Below are 19878 nucleotides of genomic sequence, written 5' to 3' on the forward strand. Positions count from 1 at the left end.
CGTCTGTGAACACAGCCGGAAGGTAAGCGCATGTCTGAAAAAATCCAAAAGCTGGACCGGCGTTACAAGGATTGGCGGGGCGTTGTGGTACACGTCGTGGGCTTCGACCGAGCGGGGGATCGCGTCATCTTCATGCGCGCCGGTTACCCGCATGAGTGCGCACAGCCGGTTGAGTTGTTCCGATCGCTGTTTGAGAGGATAGAAGATCATGACTAATAATCTGTCACGTCGAGAATTCCTGGATACCGTAATAACTACCAAATCGCCAGAGGCTGAGCGCCGTTATTTGTTTGCTGCTGCACTCCGCGTTGACGGGAAAACCTTTGCCGAAATCGCCGCCATTTTCGGTGTTTCAATAACAAGGGCTCGTTATCTGGTTGAAAAAGGGCGAGTAACAAGCCGTAGATTTGCAGCTGCCGTGAGGAATTACGATGAGCGTTAAGTTATCCGCATACGTCTGGGACGGGCTGGCTCAGGCTGGCGTGAAAGGTACCCAATTGCTGGTAATGCTGCGTCTGGCTGATTTCTCCAGCGATGAAGGCACGTGCTATCCGGGCATTGAGACGATATCCCGCCAGATCGGCGCTGGCCGCAGTACGGTCATTACTGCTATCACTCAGTTGCAGAAAGATGGCTGGTTATCCCGAGAAGAACGCCGCAAGGGCAACCGCAATAAAACCAACCTGTATTACCTGAACGTTAAGAAGCTCCGCGAAGCCGCTGCGGGTTTCTATTCTGATAGTCCAGTTCCTGAACATTCAGATTCTGAACGTTCCAATTCTGAATATTCAGATTCTGAACGTCCAGAAAACGTGATTAAAAGCGGTTTTGACCGTCCAGAATCTGGAGGGGATCCGTTAGTAAATTCAAAACAAGATCCATCAGATATAAAAACCCTTTGTCAGCCTGCTGCGCAGACCGACGCCGAGGTTGAAATTACTGATCAGGCTAAACAGGCACTGAAACATCTCAACCAAATCACCGGGTCACGTTACCAGCCCACCAAAAGCTCGCTGCAAAACATGCGTGCCCGTCTCCGCGAAGGTCACACCCTGGAAGAACTGCAGCTGGTTATCGAATACAAGCAGGTTCACTGGGGAGACTCTCCAAAAATGGCCGAGTATCTGCGCCCGACAACCCTGTTCCAGCCAGACAAATTCGAAGGTTACCTGCTCAGCGCGACCAAATGGGCGAAGAGTGGCGCCCGGTCTGTGTGAACGGCAAGTGGACAGCTGAAGGTGAAGTTGCAGTTGATTCCGCCGAACGCGACGCGGCATACCGCCGGTTCATCAGCGGTGTAGCAGCAACCAAAGCCCCGAGCGAGTTGGAAAAACTGGTGTGCACCGAGGCTAGCAAAGCCAGCGTCCGCAGCATGCGCAGTGACTTCGCCATTACTACGTGGGCCAAGATTTGGAAAGAGTGCGCCCAGCGCCAGCAGGGAGTGAAAGCCGCATGAAATCATACCCAGAATTAGTTCTTGAAGTGCTGGCGAGCGATAACACCCCGCGCACCGCCGCTGAAATCGAGGCCGTTATCGTGGATAACACCGGGCTGACTCCGCACCCTACGGCAGTTCATGGCGCCCTCAACGCGCTGCGCCGCCGACCAGAAATCACAATCACCATGACCGAAAAATCGCCGCGTAAATATCGACTCGTCGCGGCATCCGAGGCAGTGAAAACGCAGGCTGAAATCAATGCTGAGTTTGAGCGTAATTTGTGGGCAGTACGTCAGGGAAGGGGACAGGCATGACATCTGAATTTGCGAGCACAACACCGATCGAGCACAAAGACCGCTGGCAGACGCCGGTTGAAGTCTTCACCGCGCTTGATCTGGAGTTTGGTTTCTATCTGGACGCTGCCGCCGACCACCAGAACGCGCTCTGCGCCAGGTACCTGACTGAAACCGATGATGCGCTGAGCGCCGATTGGGAGAGTTACGGGGCAATCTGGTGTAACCCTCCATACAGCGCGATCACCCCGTGGGTTGAGAAGGCAGCCGAGCAGTGCCGCACCCAGCACCAGCCGGTGGTAATGCTGTTGCCCGCCGATACCTCAACAGGTTGGTTCTCGCTGGCGCTGACTACCGCCGACGAAATCCGCTTTATCACTGATGGTCGCCTGTCCTTCATAAATGCCGGGACCGGCAAGCCAGGGAAGAACGGCAACAGCAAGGGCAGTCTGCTGGTTATCTGGAGGCCATTCATCAAACCGCGCGGGCAGTTCACCACAGTATCGCGTGAAGCGCTGATCACTGCTGGCGCTGATTATCTGCAGGAGGTGGCAGCGTGAACGAACTCCAGAAAATCTGGCTTGATGCCTATCGCAGCTATCTCAAGGCTGCATCACCTACTGGCGAGCTTTGCCCGTCGGATCACGATAGTGCGCTTGATCATGCCGATGCTGTGCTGAATAGCCTGCTCAAAGCAGGGGAGGTGAATTGTGATTGATGAACCGAAAGACGACAGCGAAAACGTGCTGGCTTTCACCAAGCGCTTTGAGTCGAATGCCGACATCAAAGAAATGCTAAACCTCGTCAAGGCAGATAAGCCCGAACATGCTGCATATCGTTGTGGCCATGTGAATGTATTAGTTGATGAACACCTTCGGCAACTCACATGTAGGCGCTGTGGTGCAGTCGTGGATGCATTCGACTGGATTAATGCCCGCGCGGAAGGCGAGCAGAAGATCGACTGGGAGCTTAAATCCCTGCGTCGGGAAGTAGTTGAACATCGTGAGGGTCTTGAAAAGCTGAAACGAGAAGAGCTCAACACTCGAAACCGTATTAAAAACGCTGAAGGAAAGCTGGCAAAAATCAGCATGGAAATTGCCAACAAGAGCATTGCAGCTGGTATTCCGGTCGCTGCCGTCACTCGCGATACCTACACCGATCCGGAGGTGCAACTATGAAAACGGCAACGGTAAATATAAATAACTGCGTCAAAGTCAAGCTGAACGAATTTGGCCTGGCAGTCATGAAATCCCAGCGTGAAAAGCTTGAGATATTAGCGCCAAGCCTGCCTGACTTCACGCCCCCCGCGGTCGATTCAGAAGGTTATTCAAAGTTTCAGATATGGGAATTGATGCAGACCTTCGGACCGGTTCTATATCTGGGTGGTGAGCTTCCGTTCGATAGCGAAATTCACTTCACCAACGTAGCGATTACCGAGGTGGCTGAATGAAACTCACACTACCATTCCCGCCGAGCGTTAACGGTTACTGGCGCGCCACCAGCAAAGGCATGCTGATCAGCGCCCGCGGGCGGGTATACCGGTCAAACGCGATTGCCGCCGTGTATGAGCAGTTGAAGCGCAAGCCGCAGCCGCTAACTGCTGAACTCGACGTGCATGTCGTCCTGTTCCCACCGAACCGGGCGCGCCGGGATCTGGATAACTTCCAGAAGGCGCTGTTTGACAGCCTGACGCACGCCGGAGTGTGGGCAGACGACAGCCAGGTGAAGAGAATGACCGTTGAATGGGGAGACTTAACGAAGGACGGGAAAGCAGAAGTAAGGATCATTGATTTCAAACCTGCCGGTGTGCAGCCGGTTTAACGTGTGGGGTATTTATGTCGAACAGTTTGCTGTCAGGAAAAGTGGTGACGATGTCGAGCCGTGAGATTGCTGAGCTGGTGCAGAGTAAGCACAGCAACGTGAAAAGGTCGGCTGAAAGGTTGGTTGTTGCTGGAATTTTAAGCGCGCCGTTGGAGCACACCCCCTATTTGCACGAACAGAATGGGGAAGAATATCAGGAGTACTGGTTCAATAAGCGCGATTCGCTGGTGCTGGTTGCCCGGCTGTCGCCTGAGTTCACCGCCGCGGTGGTTGACCGCTGGCAGGAGCTGGAATTGAAAAACCAGTTACCGCAGTCATTGCCGGACGCGTTACGACTGGCTGCTGATCTAGCCGAAGAAAAACAGGTACTAGAATCACAGCTGGCGCTGGCGGCCCCGAAAGTAGAATTCGTTGATCAGTACGTCATGGCTAAGGGTTCTATGGGATTCCGCGCGGTCTGCAAATTGCTGCATGCGAAAGAACCTGAATTCCGGATGTTCCTGCTGGAGAAAGACATTGTTTACCGGCTGGAAGGCCAGCTGACGCCGAAGGCCAATCATTTAGAGGCCGGCCGGTTTGAGGTGAAAACCGGTACCAGCCAGCAGAATCAGCACGCATTCCGGCAGGCTCGCTTCACGGCAAAGGGTGTTGAATGGGTTGCCGGGCTGTGGGCCGGATATTTGAAACAGAAACAGGAGAACGCGGCGTGAGAGCATTGTTAAAGCCATACCCCCAGCGGGATTTGGGGATCGTGCTGTTGCGGCCGCCGGGCGACATGCTGCAGCACTTTAGCGGTAAACGTCTGCTGATCACCGACGAGCCAGCAGACCTGCGCGCCGCGCCCGACGGTCTGGTACCGGTAGAGGCTCAGCCGTTATCGCGTGATCCGCGTCTGGCGGCCTTTCTTTCGTCAGAGCGCGTGATTGGTCTGGCTGGTGGCTGGGATGCACTGAAGCTTTGGGTTAAGCGTAACCGCGGCTGTCAGTGCACCGACTTCGGCGGCCAATATCATCATCATGAGCTGGTGCAGGTGCGCCGGGCGCGCGGCATGGTGTCCCTGTGCTGGTCTCACGACAATGAATACCGCGACAAAGAATCAGCCAAACTGGACGCCGCTTCGCTGGCGAACGTCACTGAATTCGTGACAGAAGCAATCCGCGCGCGGTCTCGGCTACCAGACGGCCACCGCCTGACCTTACCGGAATTGTGCTGGTGGGCAACGAGTAAAGGGCTGGCGGGACAGTTGCCGGAGGAAATAATTTGCGAGGCTCTGGGCGTGAAATACCGCGCACCGGGCACCCAACTGAAAGAATCGGACACCAACCCGTACGAGAAAGAACCGCGTGAGTCGCTGGGGAACAATATTAAACCTGTGCTGGCGCTGGCAATCGATCCGGAGACGCCCGAATCTTTCTTGCTGCGCCCGAAACGCCGCCGCTATGAAAACACGAAATACACCCAGTGGGTAAAGCGCCAGGCATGTTGTGCCTGTGGTAACGGGTCTGATGATCCGCACCACATCACCGGCAACGGATTTGGTGGAATGGCGACAAAAGCGCATGACCTGTTCGTGATCCCGCTGTGCAGACGGTGTCACGACTCACTTCATGCGAATACTCAGGATTGGGAAAACGAACACGGTACACAGGAACACCTGTTACTGACGACATTAGACCGCGCGCTGGCGATGGGTGTTATCGCTACCGGCAAAGCAAAATAAGTGTGGAGTCCGCATGAATATTGAATACATCAGAGAACGAGTGATCATCGCACTGGCCAACTACTGCGGCGCTACAAAGGGGCAGCTTGCTGCTTTCGAAGAACATGCACCTGCCGACACATCGAGCAAAAAACGCAAGCGCCTGCATTTCGTCGTTCTGGATAAAAGCCGTGTCAGCGCCGACTTAGATCCGGTCAGCTGTTCAGAGACACGTTCTCGAGTTAGGCCGTTCCCGCCGATACATGAAATAACCTTCTGCTCGAGCAGTTGGCGCCGTGCACTGTCAGCTTTAGACGAAGATAGCTGTGCATGGCTCCGATATTGCTATGGGTATGATTTGGATTTCGCCCATCAGGTTTCAATCTGCAAATTCATTTGGCAACAATTTGAAAGTAAATCCCGCGGTAGCAAGATCACCGCGAAAAAACGGGCGAGACTATCATCCCTTGTCTGGCTAGCTGTTCAGCATTACGCCACAGAAGGTACCGGCCGCATTGGGAAAACATATCCCGCCGGGGAATTGGCAAAACTCACTGGCGTTACGAAATCAAATTGGTCAGAGAATTATGCTGCGCAATGGGATGAATTACTTTGGCTGTGTCAGGATCTGGATAGATCAGCTTTAAGAGCTATTTCATGTAAAAGAAGTGATGCACGTTCCAAGATTTTAACGTCTTAATACTTGCAAAAATGAACAAAGTACTGCATATTTTAAGCATATTTGATATTTTGCCATAAATGAAAAAAAACCTCGCTCCGGCGGGGTTTTTGCGTATTGGGGCTGCCGTTAGGCGGCCTTTTTTATTGCCCTCGATTCGTGGAGGACAAACACAGCGATAAGGGGTTTATCAATGTCCGAGCCGGTATCAGCTTCAGCGGCTTCAGCGGCGCTCGCCACGGTCGGCGTCTTCGGCTGGTTCACCGGTCTGGATTACGGCGTGGTGTTTGGTGCGTTTGCTGGCGCTATTTTTTACGTCACATCCGCGGTGGACCTGTCAGCCTGGCGCCGCATTTCATATTTCGGCGTTTCGTTTATTTGCGGCTTGTTCGGTGCTGGCGTCGCCGGTGCAAAATTAGCTGGCTGGCTTAACTATCCTGATAAACCATTGGATGCCTTGGGCGCGGTGATCATCTCCGCACTGGCGGTGCAGTTGCTTACGTTCGCCAGCAACCGGGCAAAAAACCCAACATCACTGATTGATCGGTGGAGGGGGCAAAGTGGTAATAAATGACCCGCTGGTAATCTTGAACGTGGTGCTGTGCTCGCTGATGGTTATCCGGTTGAGCTTTTTTCGCAAGAACGGCGCCACCCATCGAAAATGGGCGTCATGGCTGGCCTACCTGCTGATCCTGCTTTACGGCCATGTGCCGCTGCGGTTTTTCTTCGATCATTATGACGGTACCCGTTGGGCGATCCTGCTATTGAACATCGTCATCTGCATCGCGGTATTCGCAGTCCGCGGTAACGTCGCAAAACTGTTCAGTGTCCTGAGACATCCACAATGACAAAAGACCAATTTACCCGGGCGGCTTCCCTGAGCGCCGACTTAGCCGCGCGCTGGTATCCGCATGTGGTGCGCACGATGGCTGAATTCGACATTTCCACTCCGGCGCGTCAGGCGGCATTCATTGCGCAGGTGGGCCATGAGTCCGGTGGATTTAAAACCCTGGTCGAGTCATTCAACTATTCGATCGCCGGGCTTTCGGTGTTTACGCGCCTCACTGCATCACAGCGTGAGCAGCTCGGGCGCCGGAATGGAGAAGGCCCACTGCCTGTTGAGCGCCAGCGCGCCATTGCCAATCTTGCTTATGGTGGCCGGTACGGCAACAAAGCAGCGGGTGACGGTTATAAATTCCGTGGACGTGGCCTAAAACAAATCACGTTCCTCGATAACTATCTGGCCTGTGGCCGAGCGCTGGGCATTGACCTAATCACCGACCCTGACTTGCTTCTGAAAGATGAATACGCGGCGCGGTCGGCGGGCTGGTTCTGGAAGGCAAACAACTGCAACAGCTTTGCCGACTCAGGCGACTTTGTGGGGCTGACCAAGCGCATCAACGGCGGCGTGAACGGTCTGGCCGATCGTCAGGCTCGTCTGGTAATTGCCCAGAAAGCGCTGGGCATCTAAGAGGCACGACGTGGAAACATCATTGTTTGCTGCTGTGGTTAAGGCTTACTGGAAATCGGCTGTTGCCATAGTGCTGGCCGCCGCGCTGGTCTGGTGGATTGAGGGGCTGCGCTGGGACTCTGATGTTTCAAAGCTTAAAGCGACCCACACCGCAGAGCTGAAGAAATTCAGTGATCAGGCCGTGATTGACCTGACCAACCAGAAGAAACGCACCGAAGCGGCGCAAACCGCACTGGCTGCGCTGGATGCCAAACACACGAAGGAATTAGCCGATGAACAGTCCAAGAATGACAGGCTGCGCGCTGATGTCGCTGCTGGCACTCGCCGGGTGCGGATCGCAGCAGCAAACCTTGCCACCTGCGAGCTCGTCGGGAATAGCACTACCGGAACCGGCGGCGTGGGCGATGCAGCACAAGTCGAACTCTCTGGCGCTGGTGGACGGGCTGTTCTCGATCTCCGAGCCAGCGCCATCAAAGACGACAAAGTGATCCAATACCTTCAGGGCTTTGCAGTTGAAGCCCAGAAACGTTGCAACGTTAAATAGGGAATGAGGTCGGCTGATAGATAAATTCACTTTGTTTAAAGTGATATCTGTAAAAGTGTAAGAGTGAATGTTATTTTATAAGCAAGGACGACAAAAGATCTCTAACAGGGAAGATAACAGATGAAGATTATATTTAGTGTTGTTATTGGGCTGTTGTTTGCATCGAGTGTAAATGCTGCTTACATCGAAGGTGAATACAACGTTTGGCGAAGAACGGATGGTGTTATTTATGCAACCACTCAGACAGAGGATAACCAGCCTGTTTTGGTGAGTATTGTCGGTCCAGGCACTGACTGGTCTAGCATAGTGATATCCTACATCGTTAAAAATCCTTGTGATGCAGATAAAAAATCCGCAGAAATATATGTCAATATGGGACTGGAAACCTTGGATTTCAGTTGCCAAAAGTTAGAAAAAAACAGCATTGTTAGTTATACCGTATCAAAACCAACAAGAGCTAATGAGCTTTACGCTGATTTGAAATCTGGTTTCACCGTTGTAATAGACAAAAGAATTAATATTTGGGCTGCTAATATTAGAGAGCCGAAGTAGTTTGTTCAGATTGTACAAAATAAGATTAAAGCACCGCCTAAGGGCGGTTTTTTTATTGGAGCTTATATGCAGGTCACTATCGATGGTGTCCAGTATGCGCCGGTGTGCAGTTCGGGCTTTCAGATTGGAATCGCCGTCACGACGCACAACCGGCCTGCTGTTCTGGCAAAGACGATTGAGCAGCACCTGAAGCACTTACCTGCTGGCGCCAAGTTGATCGTGATAGATGATGGTTCAGCGCAAACTGCCACCGCTGGCGGTATTGAAATAATCAGGCATGAGAAATCACTCGGGATCGTCGCTTCGAAGAACCGGAGCCTCGAGGCGCTGATTGATGCTAGCTGCGAGCACCTTTTCCTTTGGGACGATGACGCCTATCCGATCAGAGATAACTGGCACGTTCCTTACATCGAATCACCTGAGCCTCACCTGGCTTACCAATTTCTCGATCTGGCTGGCGCGCAGAAGCTGAAAGATATGGCCGTGCTGTATCGAGATGATCAGCATGTTGCTTACACCGGCCAGCGCGGCGTGATGCTGTATTACCACCGCAGCGCGATTGAGAAGGTCGGCGGCTTTGACCCGATCTATGGTCGTGGCATGTACGAACATCCCGATCTGGCGCTGCGCATCCATAACGCTGGCCTGTCCACGTGGGCATTCGCTGATGTGACTGGTTCGGAAAAGCTGATCCATTCCCTCGATGAGCACATGTCTGTCGAGCGTTCTGTTCCTCGGCCTGACCGTGAGGCGCTGGTAAAGCGCAATGTCGGGATTTACAACAGCAGGCGTGACAGTGGCTATACCGGATTTGCCCCTTATCGGCGTGAACGTGATGTGGTCATTACGACCCTGCTGACCAGCCAGCCAGATCCCCAGCGTGCAGCTGCAATGAAGCCTGATGAATCAGCTCTTTCTGTCTGGTCGTCTTCGATTCGCGGCGCTGACGCTGTGGTGCTGGCCGACCAGCTCAGTGTTGCACCTGCTGGCGCTTCTCTGGTTATGGTGCCCGCGGTTCAGATGAGCCCGTACTTTGCCCGCTGGGTGCACATCTATCAGCACCTCAGAGCGCATCCAGAATACCGGTTAGTGTGGTGTACGGATGGGACGGACGTCGAGATGCTGCGTGAGCCTTGGGCTGAGATGGTACCCGGCACGATATACGTTGGCTCAGAACATAAGACTTACGCCGACGGCTGGATGAAGGCCAATCATCACGGGCGCGCATACGGTGAATTCATTGATCAACACCGCGATGAGCCACTGCTTAATGCTGGACTTCTCGGCGGCTCGCGTGATGACGTGATGGAGTTTGCGCACCGGATCATCAGGCTGCATTACCGCATCGAAAGCCAGCGATTCTGGAAGATGGAGACAGCGCCAGCGACAGCGGTTGATATGGGAGCGTTTGGCATGGCTGCAAAGTCATTCGGTGACCGTGTTGTCACGGGGCCAAGGGTTCACACCGTCTTTAAATCTGATGATGGTATGGGTAAGGAGTTCGCATGGTATCGCCACAAGTGACCTTCTGTGTTGTAGGACATCACAAGCGCCGAGACATGGCGACTCGCCTCGCTGATACGCTGCACGCACAACTGATGATTGATGAAGGCGACCACGGCAGCAACTGGAATCACCGGCGCGCTATCGAGTGGGCCAGCCAGCAAGATTGCCGCGTGGTGATATTGGAAGACGATGCCCTGCTGTTGCCAGGCTTCAGTGAGTCGGTGAGTGAATGGGTGACCAGATTCCCTGATCATCTCATAAGCTTCTACCTCGGTACGGGCCGCCCGCCGCAGTACCAGCAGCAAATAGCAACGCGGCTGATTGATGCCGATAAGCGCCAGGGTGACCACATCATAATTGGCCGCCTCATTCACGGCGTTTGCTACAGCCCGCCAGTCAGTGGGATTGCAAAGATACTCAGCAATTGGAATCGCAATCAGGCTGCTGACTATTCAGTCGGTGACGCACTGGGTGGTGAGGTTATCTATCCGTGTTACTCATTGGTTGATCATGCCGATGGTGCGTCCGTTGAGCGGCACCCGGACAACGAGCCAAGGAGCGAGCGTCGGCGCGCCTGGCGTCTTGCCGTATCTCCATAACAAGGATTAATCATGCCAGCAGCAATACCTCGCGCATGCAGAAAGCATGGATGCGGCCGCACTACGACTGACAGGTCGGGCTACTGTGAGACGCACCGTAACGAAGGTTGGCAGCAGCACCAGCGTGGACAGTCAAGGCATGAGCGTGGATATGGCACCAGTTGGGACAAGCTCAGACCACTCATTCTCGCCCGTGATAAACACCTGTGCCAAGAGTGCAAACGTCAGGACAGGCTGACTCCGGCAACAACTGTCGACCACATTATCGCTAAAGCCAATGGGGGTACCGATGATCAAAGCAATCTCGAAAGCCTCTGCTGGCCCTGCCATCGAAAGAAAACAGGGCGAGAACGCTTCAAATGATAATGATTATTAATAACACAATAAATAGTTGCATTTTGAATCATCTCAATGCAAATGATATCAATTCTCATTTCCGAGGGGGAGGGCGGGTCAAAAGTTCAGACCCCTTGCGCCTCAGGACCGCCGCCTAAGTTTTTGTTACGCGCCCGCAGGTTGGAAACCTTTTTCATGGGGATCCCCAATCGCGATTAATAGGAGTTTTCTATCATGTCTGGACCACCGAGAACCCCAACGAATCTGCGTTTGATCAAGGGGAACCCTTCAAAACGTTCAATAAACAAGTCAGAGCCGAAACCCCCGTCAGGGGTCCCCCCAATCCCGAAGCATTTCAATAAGCAAGAGAAGTATTGGTTCAAGCGGATCGGTGAAGAGCTGGACTGTTCCAAGGTGATCACGCATCTCGATGGGATGGCACTTGAATTGTTGATCGGTGCTTATGTGGAATGGAGAAGTCACAGAGACATTCTGGATGAAGAGGGGGAAACCTACACAACAAGGACGATGACAGGCGACACTCTGATAAAAGCTCATCCACGGGTAGGAATGATGGCAGATTCCTGGAAACGCCTACGCGGCATGATGGCAGAATTCGGCATGACACCGGCGTCTCGCAGCAAGGTAAGCAGCGAGGGTGCAGGAGAAGCTGACCCACTTGAAGAATTTTTGAAAAAGCGCAAATGATGAATGGCAACCGTTTCGGATGGTATCCAGTACGCCGAGCGCGTGCTCTCCGGCGAGATTGTTGCTGGCGAACTGGTGCGCCTATCGTGCCAGCGATTCCTTAACGATTTAGAGCATGGGCCGGAACGCGGCGTCTACTTCTACGAGGATCGCGCCCAGCACATTCTCGACTTCTACAACTTTGTCCCTCACGTAAAAGGCGCACTGGCGGGTAAGCCGATAGACCTGATGGCCTGGGACATCTTCATTCTCATAAATCTGTTCGGGTTCGTGATCCCTCTGATCGACGAAATGACCGGCGAGCAGATGTTTGACGATGACGGCGACGCGATCATGGTTCGCCGTTTTCGCACTGCTTACAACGAGGTGGCTCGCAAAAACGCCAAGTCTACGCTTTCTTCTGGCATCGGACTTTACATGACCGGTGCGGATGGCGAGGGCGGTGCCGAAGTCTATTCGGCGGCAACCACTCGCGACCAGGCCCGCATCGTTTTTGATGATGCAAAGAACATGATCAAGAAAGCCCCTCGATCTCTCGGTCGGCTGTTCGGTCATGTGAAGCTGAATATTCATCAGGAAAGAACGGCCTCTAAGTTTGAGCCACTTTCCAGCGATGCGAATAACCTCGACGGTCTGAATATCCACTGCGGGATCGTCGATGAGCTCCATGCTCATCGCACCCGTGATGTTTGGGACGTGCTGGAAACGGCCACCGGTGCCCGCCTGCAGTCATTGCTTTTTGCCATCACAACAGCAGGTTCAAACAAAGAAGGTATTTGTTTTGAACAGCGGGACTACGCCATAAAAGTGCTGCGCGGCGTGGTCGATGACGACACATATTTTGCTGTCATTTATACGCTGGATGAAGATGACGACCCGTTCGATGAAAAGAACTGGCCGAAGGCTAATCCGGGGCTGGGGATTTGTAAGCGCTGGGACGACATGCGCCGTCTGGCGAAAAAAGCGAAAGAACAGATCGCGGCGCGTCCGAACTTTTTCACCAAGCACCTCAATATCTGGGTGACGGCGGAAAGCGCATGGATGGACATGGACCGCTGGGATAAGTGCGGCGACATTGCCCCGGATGAAGAACTGGTTAACTGGCCGCTTTGGGTTGGCATCGACTTAGCCAACAAGATAGACATCTGCGCCGCGGTTAAAACGTGGCTCGCACCTAATGGTCACACCCACACCAAGTCGAAATTCTGGCTACCCGAAGGGCGACTGCAAACCGCGCCGAAGCATATTTCTGAGCTTTACAGGAAATGGGCGGATGCCGGATATCTGGACTTAACCGATGGTGACGTTATCGATCACGGCTATATCAAAGCCGAGGTAGAAGCCTGGGTGAAAGGTGAAAGCCTGAAAGAAATAGCCTTCGACCCGTGGAGCGCAACCCAGTTTAGCCTGGCGCTGGCCGAAGAAGGATTACCGCTGGTCGAAGTTGCCCAGACGGTAAAAAACCTGTCTGAATCCATGAAGTCAGTTCAGGCCGACGTCTACGGCAGCAAGATCCACCACGACGGCAACCCGGTAATGACGTGGATGATGTCAAACGTCACCGTAAAGCCTGACAAAAACGACAACGTATTCCCGAATAAATCAACGCCGGAAAATAAAATCGATGGGCCGGTGGCGCTGTTTACGGCCAAAAGCCGGTTACTGGTCAACGGTGGCGATGATAAACCAGATCTGACTGGATTCTTTGATAACCCGATAATGGTAGGTTTCTGATGAAAAAAAATAAACAGCCGGGGCGAGTGAAAAGCGCGCTTCTAAACTGGCTGGGTGTCCCCATCAGCCTGACTACCGGCACTTTTTGGGAGGAATGGTGGGGGAAAAGCAGTAGTGGGAAAACCGTCTCTGCAGAGAAGGCCATTCGTTTATCAGCGGTCTGGGCATGCACGAGACTACTTAGCGAATCAGTATCAACACTGCCTGTCAAAATTTATGTAAGGCAGCCCGATGGCTCTCGTAAACTGGCGCAGGATCATCCTGTTTACCAATTACTTTGCCGTCGGCCAAATCAGGAAATGACCCCTTCACGTTTTATGCTTTCGGTGGTTGCATCTCTTTGTCTGCGTGGCAATGCATTCGTAGAAAAAAAGATGATTGGTAATAGACTTGTTTCGCTGATACCTCTCTTGCCACAAAACATGGTGGTGAAACGGTTGGAAAATGGCAGCCTTCAATACACCTATACCGATACCAGTAGTCAGCGGGAAATTCCTGTAAAAAACATGATGCACATTCGTGGTTTCGGCCTGGATGGTGTCTGCGGAATGATGCCGATGATGACCGGGCGTGATGTGATTGGCGCTGCAATGTCGGTTGAAGAATCTGCTGCAAAAATTTTCGAAAATGGTTTGCAAAGCTCAGGGTTTCTTACAGCCGAACAGGCGCTGAATGATGAACAGCGTGAGCGACTTCGTTCGTATATGACAAATTTCACCAGCTCTAAAAACGCCGGGAAAATCATGGTTCTTGAAGGAGGGATGAAGTACCAAGGGGTGACAATTAACCCAGAAGCGGCGCAGATGCTTGAATCCAGAGCATTTAGTATTGAAGAGATCTGTCGTTGGTTTCGAGTGCCTCCATTTATGGTTGGACATGTCGATAAACAAAGTAGCTGGGCTTCAAGTGTCGAAGGAATGAATTTACTTTTCCTGACTAATACACTTCGACCAATGTTGGTAAATATCGAACAAGAAATAGCACGCTGTTTGCTTGACGGATCTGATGATATTTACGCCGAATTCTCGGTTGAAGGGCTGCTTCGTGCTGACACTGTCGGACGCTCGGCCTATTACACAACAGCACTTCAAAATGGCTGGATGTCCCGAAACGACGTGCGTCGACTTGAGAACTTGCCACCTATTGAGGGCGGTGAAATCTACACAGTTCAACTTAACCTAACACCGCTGGATCAGCTTCGTGAAAATAACGCAGCAGCTGTTGCAAGTAATATTACCAAGCTTCACGCCTTCCTCTTCCCGGATATTCCACCGGAACAGTCACCGCTAAAACAAGCGGCTTAGGAGACAATCTGATGACCATTAAACGTCTTCCGGCAGCGCCGGAGGGGCGGCCTTTTGCGCGCGAAAAACGTGAACTTCCCTCGGCTGCATTGGAGCGATGGGATGGAAGTATTAAAGCAGCGGCCCAGTCTGGTGATAACACAATCTCAATTTTCGATGTGATTGGTGAGGATTATTGGGGGGATGGTGTTAGCGCCAACCGTATTGCTGGCGCACTTCGCTCTATGGGCGGTTCTGATGTGACGGTCAATATTAATTCCCCCGGCGGAGACATGTTCGAAGGGCTAGCGATTTACAACCTGCTGCGTGAATACGAAGGAAATGTGACGATCAAGATCCTCGGTCTTGCCGCTTCTGCGGCGTCAGTTATCGCTATGGCTGGAGATGAAATTCAAATTGGCCGTGGTGCTTTCCTAATGATCCATAACGCATGGTTTATCGCCGCTGGGAATAAAAATGATTTTAGAGAATACGCGGATTATCTGGAGCCATTCGATAAAGCGATGGCAGATATCTACGCCGCGCGCTCCGGGCTCGATGTGGGTGTTGTTCAGCAGCTAATGGATAACGAGTCGTTTATAGGCGGCAGCGACGCTATCGATAAGGGCATGGCTGATTCTCTTTTATCCGCTGATGAAATCGCAAGTGACGACGAAAGTCCCGCGGCTGCACTCCGAAAGATTGATGCTTTTCTTGCGAAAGGGGGAATGCCCCGATCTGAACGTAGAAAGCATCTCAAAGCTTTAAGTGGGAGTAAGCCTGGCGCTACTGCTACTGAAGAAGGTAAGCCGAGCGCTACCAAAGAAATTAATCAAGAAACCATTCAAACGCTTGAAAACGCGCTGGACGCGTTCGGCAAATAAGGAAAAATTATGTCTGATGTAAATGAGTTATTGAAAAAAGTATCTGCAAAGCTCGATGAAGTCTCCGGTGATTTCAGCAAAAAAGCTGAAAAGGCGATCAGTGAAGCTCAGGCATCCGGAAAGCTTTCCGCAGAAACTAAGGAATCTGTGGACAAAATTGCCACCGAGTTTAATGCGCTTAGCCAGGCACATAACACCCTGAAAGCTTCTCTCGGCGAACTGGAACAGCATGTTGCAGAAATGCCGTTGAGTTCCGCAAAAAACATCATCCAATCAGTTGGCCAACAGGTCATCTCTGCTGAAATGATGAAAGAAATCCGTTCAAGCATTGAAGGTAATAAACGCATTGCAGTTCCTGTTCATGCCGCTCTTACCACCGTCGACTTGCCGGGCGATATCATTGCACCACAGCGCTTGCCTGGGATCGACACAACACCTAAGCAGCGACTGTTCATTCGTGATCTGATTTCGCCTGGTCGCACCCAGTCCAACACGATCTACTATGTGAAACAGACGGGCTTCACAAACAACGCTTCTGTCGTCGCGGAAAATACAACCAAGCCTTACAGCAACATTGAGTTCAGCGAAGAAACTACGCCTGTTCGCACGATCGCGCATATGTTCAAAGCATCCAAACAGATTCTTGATGACTTCGCTCAACTTCAGTCAACTATTGATGCGGAGATGCGCTACGGCCTTAAATACGCAGAAGAGCAGGAAATTCTGTTTGGTGACGGTACTGGTGTGCACATTCACGGCATCATCCCACAGGCTACCGCATTCAATCCGGCGTTCGCGGTGGAAAAAGAAAATGGTATCGACCGTCTGCGTCTGGCGATGCTACAGGCTCAATTGGCTCGTTTCCCTGCATCTGGTCATGTGCTGCACTTTATTGACTGGGCGAAGATCGAACTGACTAAAGATGAGTTAGGGCGTTATATCCTGGCTAACCCGGCTCAGCTCACCACACCTACCCTGTGGGCCCTTCCGGTAGTTGCTACCGAAGCTGCGCAGTTTATCGGTAAGTTCCTGACTGGTGCCTTTAATGCCGGCGCGCAGTTATTCGACCGTGAAGATGCCAATGTGGTTATCTCAACTGAGAATGCCGATGACTTCGAAAAGAACATGATTTCTATTCGTTGTGAAGAACGTGCGGCTCTCGCTGTGTATCGCCCGGAAGCCTTCGTTTACGGTGATCTTGTCGGTTCTGGTAGCTGATTTTATTCCCTGACAGCGGCCTTCGGGCCGCTTTTCCATTTATAGAAGGTTGGGCGAAAGATGGCCGATCCCGACGTAGTACTTGATCTCGATGTCGTTAAAAATCATTGCCGTGTCGAACCTGATTTCACCCTCGATGATTCGCTATTCCAAATTTATACCGGGTCGGCGAAGCGGTATGTTGAAACGTGGACGCGCCGAACGCTCTATTTACTGAAAACGGATCCGGGCTTCGACACAGACGAAAACCGACTGTTGCTTGATGACGATATCCGAGCAGCAATGCTTTTGCTGATTGGTAATTGGTATGCAAACAGGGAGTCAGTGGTAGCTGGGCAGTCGGTTGTGACACTTCCTTTTGCGGTGGAGTCACTTCTTCAACCCTATCGAATTTACGGAGTTTAAATGGCCTGTGCTGGTTGTGAACGCCGGAAGGCATGGCTCAAAAAGTGGGTGAAAATTGCATATGAACGAGCAACAGGGAAACCACCAGCAGCTGATTCAAGAACTGCGCGCGCTGACCTCAGCGATAAACCGGCAGGCGGAGACGAATCAGTCCCTGTGCGATCTGCTGGTGAAAATAATCAGCGATGAAAGTGATGGTCTCGAAATAACTAACCTAAGCAGTGAAACATTTACTTATCTCAGCGGTAAACCTCGGGGGTGATCATGCAAGCCGGAAAATTGCGCCACCGGGTGATGATTCAAACGCCGGTCAATATTCAGGATCCAGCGACAGGTGCAGTTACGCCATCTTGGCAGGATACAACGTCTGTATGGGCAGAGGTTTATTTCCTATCCGCACGTGAATTTATTGCTGCGCAGGCCGGTCAATCGGAAGTAACGGCGCGCATCACAATTAGATACCGAACTGATATTTCCGCGAAATGCCGCATCATATTTCGCGGTAAAATTTTTAATATCGAAGGTATTCTTCCAGATCCCATTAGTGGGCTGGAATATATCACTCTTCCATGCTCACAAGGGGTCAATGATGGCTGATGGTGTCGACTTCACGCTCGTAGGCATTGATTCTCTTTTGGCAAAGATTGAAGCCGTCGGCAGTGATATGAAAAAGAAGGGCGGGCGATTTGCTCTCCGTAAAGCGGCAAACATTATTGCTGAAAAGGCAAAGATCAACGCCCGTCGAGTCGATGACATTGCAACTGGGCGAAACATTGCGGACAACATCGCTGTGCGGTGGAACGGCCGCGTATTTAAGCGGACCGGAGATCTTGCATTTCGCATTGGCGTTCTTCATGGCGCAAAACTCAAAGACCACCCAGATAAAGCAAAAAATGCTCCGACGCCACACTGGCGCTTACTTGAGTTCGGTACGGAGAATATGCGTGCCCAGCCGATCCTGCGTCCGGCGGTTGAAAATAACGTGGCTGAAGTCATTAATACTTTTGCTCGGGAATATGAGGTGGCTTTAGACCGCGCTATTGCACGCGCAATGCGCGGAGGTGGCCAATCGTGATAGCCCCAATATTTCCGGTGTGCGCGGCCAACGCCGCAGTGACAGCGCTGATCGGGACATCACCCGTCAGGCTTTATCCATTCGGGGAGCATGATGACAGCGTTGTTTATCCTTACGTTGTCTGGCAGAACATCGATGGTTCACCGCCGATGTATCTGGATACTGTTCCCGATTTTGATGAATACAAGTTGCAGGTGGATATTTACGGAAACACGGCCAGCGAAGCAGCTGCTGTTGCGCTGGCGCTGCGCAATGCTATCCAGACGCATGCATACATTACCCGGTGGGGATCTCAGGGCCGTGACCCAGAGACAAAGAGCTATCGCTACTCGTTCGATGTGGACTGGATAGTCAAACCTTAAAAACACCGAATCTATAACCCGCCGGCTTATGCCGGTTTTTTTATGCCCGGAGAAAGCCCATGTCTGTAGTGACACAAGGTACACAGTTTTTTGTACTCGCCAACGGTGTCGTAAGCGAAGTTGAATGTATTACTGCGTTTACGCCCGGCGGCAACCCGGCGGATCAAATTGAAGACACCTGCTTGAGTGAGCGTAATACCCGAACCTATAAAAAAGGTTTGCGTACTCCGGCTCAGGCGACGGTGACGCTCAATGCAGATCCGGCAAACACCAGCCACTTGATGCTGCATAACCTGTCCGAATCTGACGATCAGACTGACCTCACTTTCGCGGTTGGCTGGTCAGATGGCACCTATCTTCCAACCGTGGCAACGCCTTCAGATCCTGATGCAGTAGACGGTTTCCTTCTTCCAGAAGACCGTACCTGGTTTGTTTTTCAGGGGTATGTTGCCGATTTCCCATTCGATTTTCAGGCTAACACCGTTGTAACCACCTCGGCCACGATCCAGCGCTCAGGCGCGTCAGTCTGGGTACCGAAGGTTTCTGGTTCATAAGCCAAAAATACCGCGGCGCGCGGCAGGCTGCCGCCGCTCATTTCTTTACTCAATGCTGAGATGCAGAACATGAAATTGACCCTTGAGTCTTTAAAAGGAGCTGGCGCGTTTACCGGCCGCCCAATCGAGAAGGAAATCACCTGGAAGCAGGGCGAGCAAGAACTGACTGCGACCGTATACGTCCGCCCGCTGGGATATTACACCGCAACGTCTGACCTTCTTGCTTCGGTCGGGAAACAGGAGGGGGTGGCGGGTCGCATTGCAGCCTCGATCTGCGATGAAGATGGCAAGCCCGTATTCACACCTGCAGATATTACCGGTGAGGCGGATCCCGAGCGCGGCCCGCTGGACGGGGCTCTGACTATTGCGCTTCTGGTTGCCATCTCAGAGGTGAACAACCTGGGAAAGACGACGAGCTCAGCGCCGAAAACGAGCTCTGGTGCGAATTAGTCATTAATGGGATCGGTGGTTGCACCATTGCCGAGGCACAGGAAAGGCTGAGCCTCAATGAGTTTCAGGTCTGGGTGAAGTACCGGAATAAGTTCGGGAACCTCAACCCGATGATGCGGACTGAGTGGGCCGCAGCTCTGGTGGCCAGCACGCTGGCGAACATCAATCGCAAGAAAGACAGCCCGGCGTTTTCCGTCACAGACTTTGCGCCCCACATCAACGAGGCGCCGGTCAGCCTGGATGATGCAATGAAAAACTGGAGCTAAA

Annotated in this window: 34 protein-coding genes; all 34 read left to right on the top strand. The window is 52.3% G+C overall.

What is annotated here, in order from left to right:
• Positions 1-30 precede the first annotated feature (30 nt).
• The 34 genes from UC14_RS00240 to UC14_RS26955 all read left to right on the top strand — a co-directional run bounded on the left by UC14_RS00240 (position 31) and on the right by UC14_RS26955 (position 19877).
• Positions 31-216, top strand: coding sequence for a DUF4222 domain-containing protein (locus UC14_RS00240; protein ID WP_112197022.1), 186 nt, complete (start codon positions 31-33; stop codon positions 214-216).
• A complete protein-coding gene (locus UC14_RS00245; RefSeq protein ID WP_112197023.1) occupies positions 209-442 on the top strand; it encodes a hypothetical protein in 234 nt (77 codons plus the stop codon). Before UC14_RS00240 ends, UC14_RS00245 begins: the two co-directional genes overlap by 8 nt.
• Entirely contained in the window at positions 432-1217 is a 786-nt protein-coding gene (locus UC14_RS00250; protein WP_112197024.1) for a conserved phage C-terminal domain-containing protein, read from the top strand. Before UC14_RS00245 ends, UC14_RS00250 begins: the two co-directional genes overlap by 11 nt.
• Positions 1214-1456 carry a hypothetical protein gene (locus UC14_RS00255; RefSeq protein WP_157962057.1) on the top strand — a complete coding sequence of 81 codons (243 nt, stop codon included), beginning with the start codon at positions 1214-1216 and terminating at the stop codon, positions 1454-1456. Before UC14_RS00250 ends, UC14_RS00255 begins: the two co-directional genes overlap by 4 nt.
• On the top strand, positions 1453-1752 hold the full coding sequence (locus tag UC14_RS00260; protein ID WP_112197026.1) for a hypothetical protein: 300 nt from the start codon (positions 1453-1455) through the stop codon (positions 1750-1752). Before UC14_RS00255 ends, UC14_RS00260 begins: the two co-directional genes overlap by 4 nt.
• Complete coding sequence (locus tag UC14_RS00265) at positions 1749-2291, top strand: phage N-6-adenine-methyltransferase (protein WP_112197027.1); 543 nt, start codon at positions 1749-1751, stop codon at positions 2289-2291. Before UC14_RS00260 ends, UC14_RS00265 begins: the two co-directional genes overlap by 4 nt.
• Positions 2288-2449: a hypothetical protein gene (locus UC14_RS26835; protein ID WP_198670041.1), complete on the top strand. Its 162-nt coding sequence runs from the start codon at positions 2288-2290 to the stop codon at positions 2447-2449. The genes UC14_RS00265 and UC14_RS26835 overlap by 4 nt, the downstream gene beginning before the upstream one ends.
• Complete coding sequence (locus tag UC14_RS00270; protein ID WP_198670042.1) at positions 2442-2909, top strand: hypothetical protein; 468 nt, start codon at positions 2442-2444, stop codon at positions 2907-2909. Before UC14_RS26835 ends, UC14_RS00270 begins: the two co-directional genes overlap by 8 nt.
• A complete protein-coding gene (locus UC14_RS00275) occupies positions 2906-3181 on the top strand; it encodes a hypothetical protein (protein ID WP_112197028.1) in 276 nt (91 codons plus the stop codon). Before UC14_RS00270 ends, UC14_RS00275 begins: the two co-directional genes overlap by 4 nt.
• On the top strand, positions 3178-3552 hold the full coding sequence (locus UC14_RS00280) for a RusA family crossover junction endodeoxyribonuclease (RefSeq protein WP_112197029.1): 375 nt from the start codon (positions 3178-3180) through the stop codon (positions 3550-3552). Before UC14_RS00275 ends, UC14_RS00280 begins: the two co-directional genes overlap by 4 nt.
• 14 nt (positions 3553-3566) lie before the next feature.
• A complete protein-coding gene (locus tag UC14_RS00285; RefSeq protein ID WP_112197030.1) occupies positions 3567-4262 on the top strand; it encodes a phage antirepressor KilAC domain-containing protein in 696 nt (231 codons plus the stop codon).
• Positions 4259-5272 (top strand): DUF968 domain-containing protein, encoded by a 1014-nt coding sequence (locus UC14_RS00290; RefSeq protein WP_112197031.1) that lies wholly within the window; start codon positions 4259-4261, stop codon positions 5270-5272. Before UC14_RS00285 ends, UC14_RS00290 begins: the two co-directional genes overlap by 4 nt.
• 13 nt (positions 5273-5285) lie before the next feature.
• A complete protein-coding gene (locus UC14_RS00295) occupies positions 5286-5951 on the top strand; it encodes a bacteriophage antitermination protein Q (RefSeq protein WP_112197032.1) in 666 nt (221 codons plus the stop codon).
• A 172-nt stretch (positions 5952-6123) separates the two neighbouring features.
• Complete coding sequence (locus UC14_RS00300) at positions 6124-6504, top strand: phage holin family protein (RefSeq protein ID WP_112197033.1); 381 nt, start codon at positions 6124-6126, stop codon at positions 6502-6504.
• The gene (locus UC14_RS00305) at positions 6491-6778 is read left to right on the top strand and encodes a phage holin family protein (protein WP_112197034.1); all 288 of its coding nucleotides are present in this window, start codon (positions 6491-6493) and stop codon (positions 6776-6778) included. The genes UC14_RS00300 and UC14_RS00305 overlap by 14 nt, the downstream gene beginning before the upstream one ends.
• Positions 6775-7401 (top strand): glycoside hydrolase family 19 protein, encoded by a 627-nt coding sequence (locus UC14_RS00310; RefSeq protein WP_112197035.1) that lies wholly within the window; start codon positions 6775-6777, stop codon positions 7399-7401. The genes UC14_RS00305 and UC14_RS00310 overlap by 4 nt, the downstream gene beginning before the upstream one ends.
• Positions 7402-7411: 10 nt before the next feature.
• Positions 7412-7945, top strand: coding sequence for a lysis protein (locus tag UC14_RS00315; protein WP_112197036.1), 534 nt, complete (start codon positions 7412-7414; stop codon positions 7943-7945).
• A gap of 120 nt (positions 7946-8065) precedes the next feature.
• Positions 8066-8497, top strand: coding sequence for a hypothetical protein (locus tag UC14_RS00320; protein ID WP_112197037.1), 432 nt, complete (start codon positions 8066-8068; stop codon positions 8495-8497).
• Positions 8498-8563: 66 nt separating this feature from the next.
• Positions 8564-10021 carry a glycosyltransferase family 2 protein gene (locus tag UC14_RS00325; RefSeq protein WP_112197038.1) on the top strand — a complete coding sequence of 486 codons (1458 nt, stop codon included), beginning with the start codon at positions 8564-8566 and terminating at the stop codon, positions 10019-10021.
• On the top strand, positions 10003-10602 hold the full coding sequence (locus tag UC14_RS00330; RefSeq protein ID WP_112197039.1) for a hypothetical protein: 600 nt from the start codon (positions 10003-10005) through the stop codon (positions 10600-10602). Before UC14_RS00325 ends, UC14_RS00330 begins: the two co-directional genes overlap by 19 nt.
• Before the next feature lie 12 nt (positions 10603-10614).
• Positions 10615-10965 carry an HNH endonuclease gene (locus tag UC14_RS00335; RefSeq protein WP_112197040.1) on the top strand — a complete coding sequence of 117 codons (351 nt, stop codon included), beginning with the start codon at positions 10615-10617 and terminating at the stop codon, positions 10963-10965.
• A 207-nt stretch (positions 10966-11172) separates the two neighbouring features.
• Positions 11173-11646 (top strand): phage terminase small subunit P27 family, encoded by a 474-nt coding sequence (locus UC14_RS00340; RefSeq protein ID WP_112197041.1) that lies wholly within the window; start codon positions 11173-11175, stop codon positions 11644-11646.
• A 3-nt stretch (positions 11647-11649) separates the two neighbouring features.
• Entirely contained in the window at positions 11650-13380 is a 1731-nt protein-coding gene (locus UC14_RS00345; protein WP_112197042.1) for a terminase large subunit, read from the top strand.
• Positions 13380-14684, top strand: coding sequence for a phage portal protein (locus tag UC14_RS00350; protein WP_112197043.1), 1305 nt, complete (start codon positions 13380-13382; stop codon positions 14682-14684). Before UC14_RS00345 ends, UC14_RS00350 begins: the two co-directional genes overlap by 1 nt.
• A gap of 11 nt (positions 14685-14695) precedes the next feature.
• On the top strand, positions 14696-15547 hold the full coding sequence (locus tag UC14_RS00355) for a head maturation protease, ClpP-related (protein ID WP_112197044.1): 852 nt from the start codon (positions 14696-14698) through the stop codon (positions 15545-15547).
• 9 nt (positions 15548-15556) lie between these two features.
• Entirely contained in the window at positions 15557-16765 is a 1209-nt protein-coding gene (locus tag UC14_RS00360; RefSeq protein WP_112197045.1) for a phage major capsid protein, read from the top strand.
• Between the two features lie 60 nt (positions 16766-16825).
• Positions 16826-17170 (top strand): head-tail connector protein, encoded by a 345-nt coding sequence (locus tag UC14_RS00365; protein WP_112197046.1) that lies wholly within the window; start codon positions 16826-16828, stop codon positions 17168-17170.
• A 61-nt stretch (positions 17171-17231) separates the two neighbouring features.
• Complete coding sequence (locus tag UC14_RS26650; protein WP_157962059.1) at positions 17232-17432, top strand: hypothetical protein; 201 nt, start codon at positions 17232-17234, stop codon at positions 17430-17432.
• A gap of 2 nt (positions 17433-17434) precedes the next feature.
• Positions 17435-17767, top strand: a complete 333-nt coding sequence (locus UC14_RS00375) for a phage head closure protein (protein ID WP_112197048.1) — start codon at positions 17435-17437, stop codon at positions 17765-17767.
• On the top strand, positions 17760-18245 hold the full coding sequence (locus tag UC14_RS00380) for an HK97-gp10 family putative phage morphogenesis protein (protein ID WP_112197049.1): 486 nt from the start codon (positions 17760-17762) through the stop codon (positions 18243-18245). Before UC14_RS00375 ends, UC14_RS00380 begins: the two co-directional genes overlap by 8 nt.
• Complete coding sequence (locus UC14_RS00385; protein ID WP_112197050.1) at positions 18242-18607, top strand: DUF3168 domain-containing protein; 366 nt, start codon at positions 18242-18244, stop codon at positions 18605-18607. The genes UC14_RS00380 and UC14_RS00385 overlap by 4 nt, the downstream gene beginning before the upstream one ends.
• Positions 18608-18666: 59 nt before the next feature.
• Positions 18667-19161: a phage tail tube protein gene (locus UC14_RS00390; protein WP_112197051.1), complete on the top strand. Its 495-nt coding sequence runs from the start codon at positions 18667-18669 to the stop codon at positions 19159-19161.
• 69 nt (positions 19162-19230) lie between these two features.
• Complete coding sequence (locus tag UC14_RS00395; protein ID WP_112197074.1) at positions 19231-19611, top strand: phage tail assembly chaperone family protein, TAC; 381 nt, start codon at positions 19231-19233, stop codon at positions 19609-19611.
• A gap of 110 nt (positions 19612-19721) precedes the next feature.
• Complete coding sequence (locus tag UC14_RS26955) at positions 19722-19877, top strand: hypothetical protein (protein ID WP_232829618.1); 156 nt, start codon at positions 19722-19724, stop codon at positions 19875-19877.
• The last annotated feature ends 1 nt before the right edge of the window (position 19878 follow it).

The organism is Rahnella sp. NRRL B-41462 (genome assembly GCF_003263525.1).
Classification (GTDB): domain Bacteria; phylum Pseudomonadota; class Gammaproteobacteria; order Enterobacterales; family Enterobacteriaceae; genus Rahnella; species Rahnella aceris.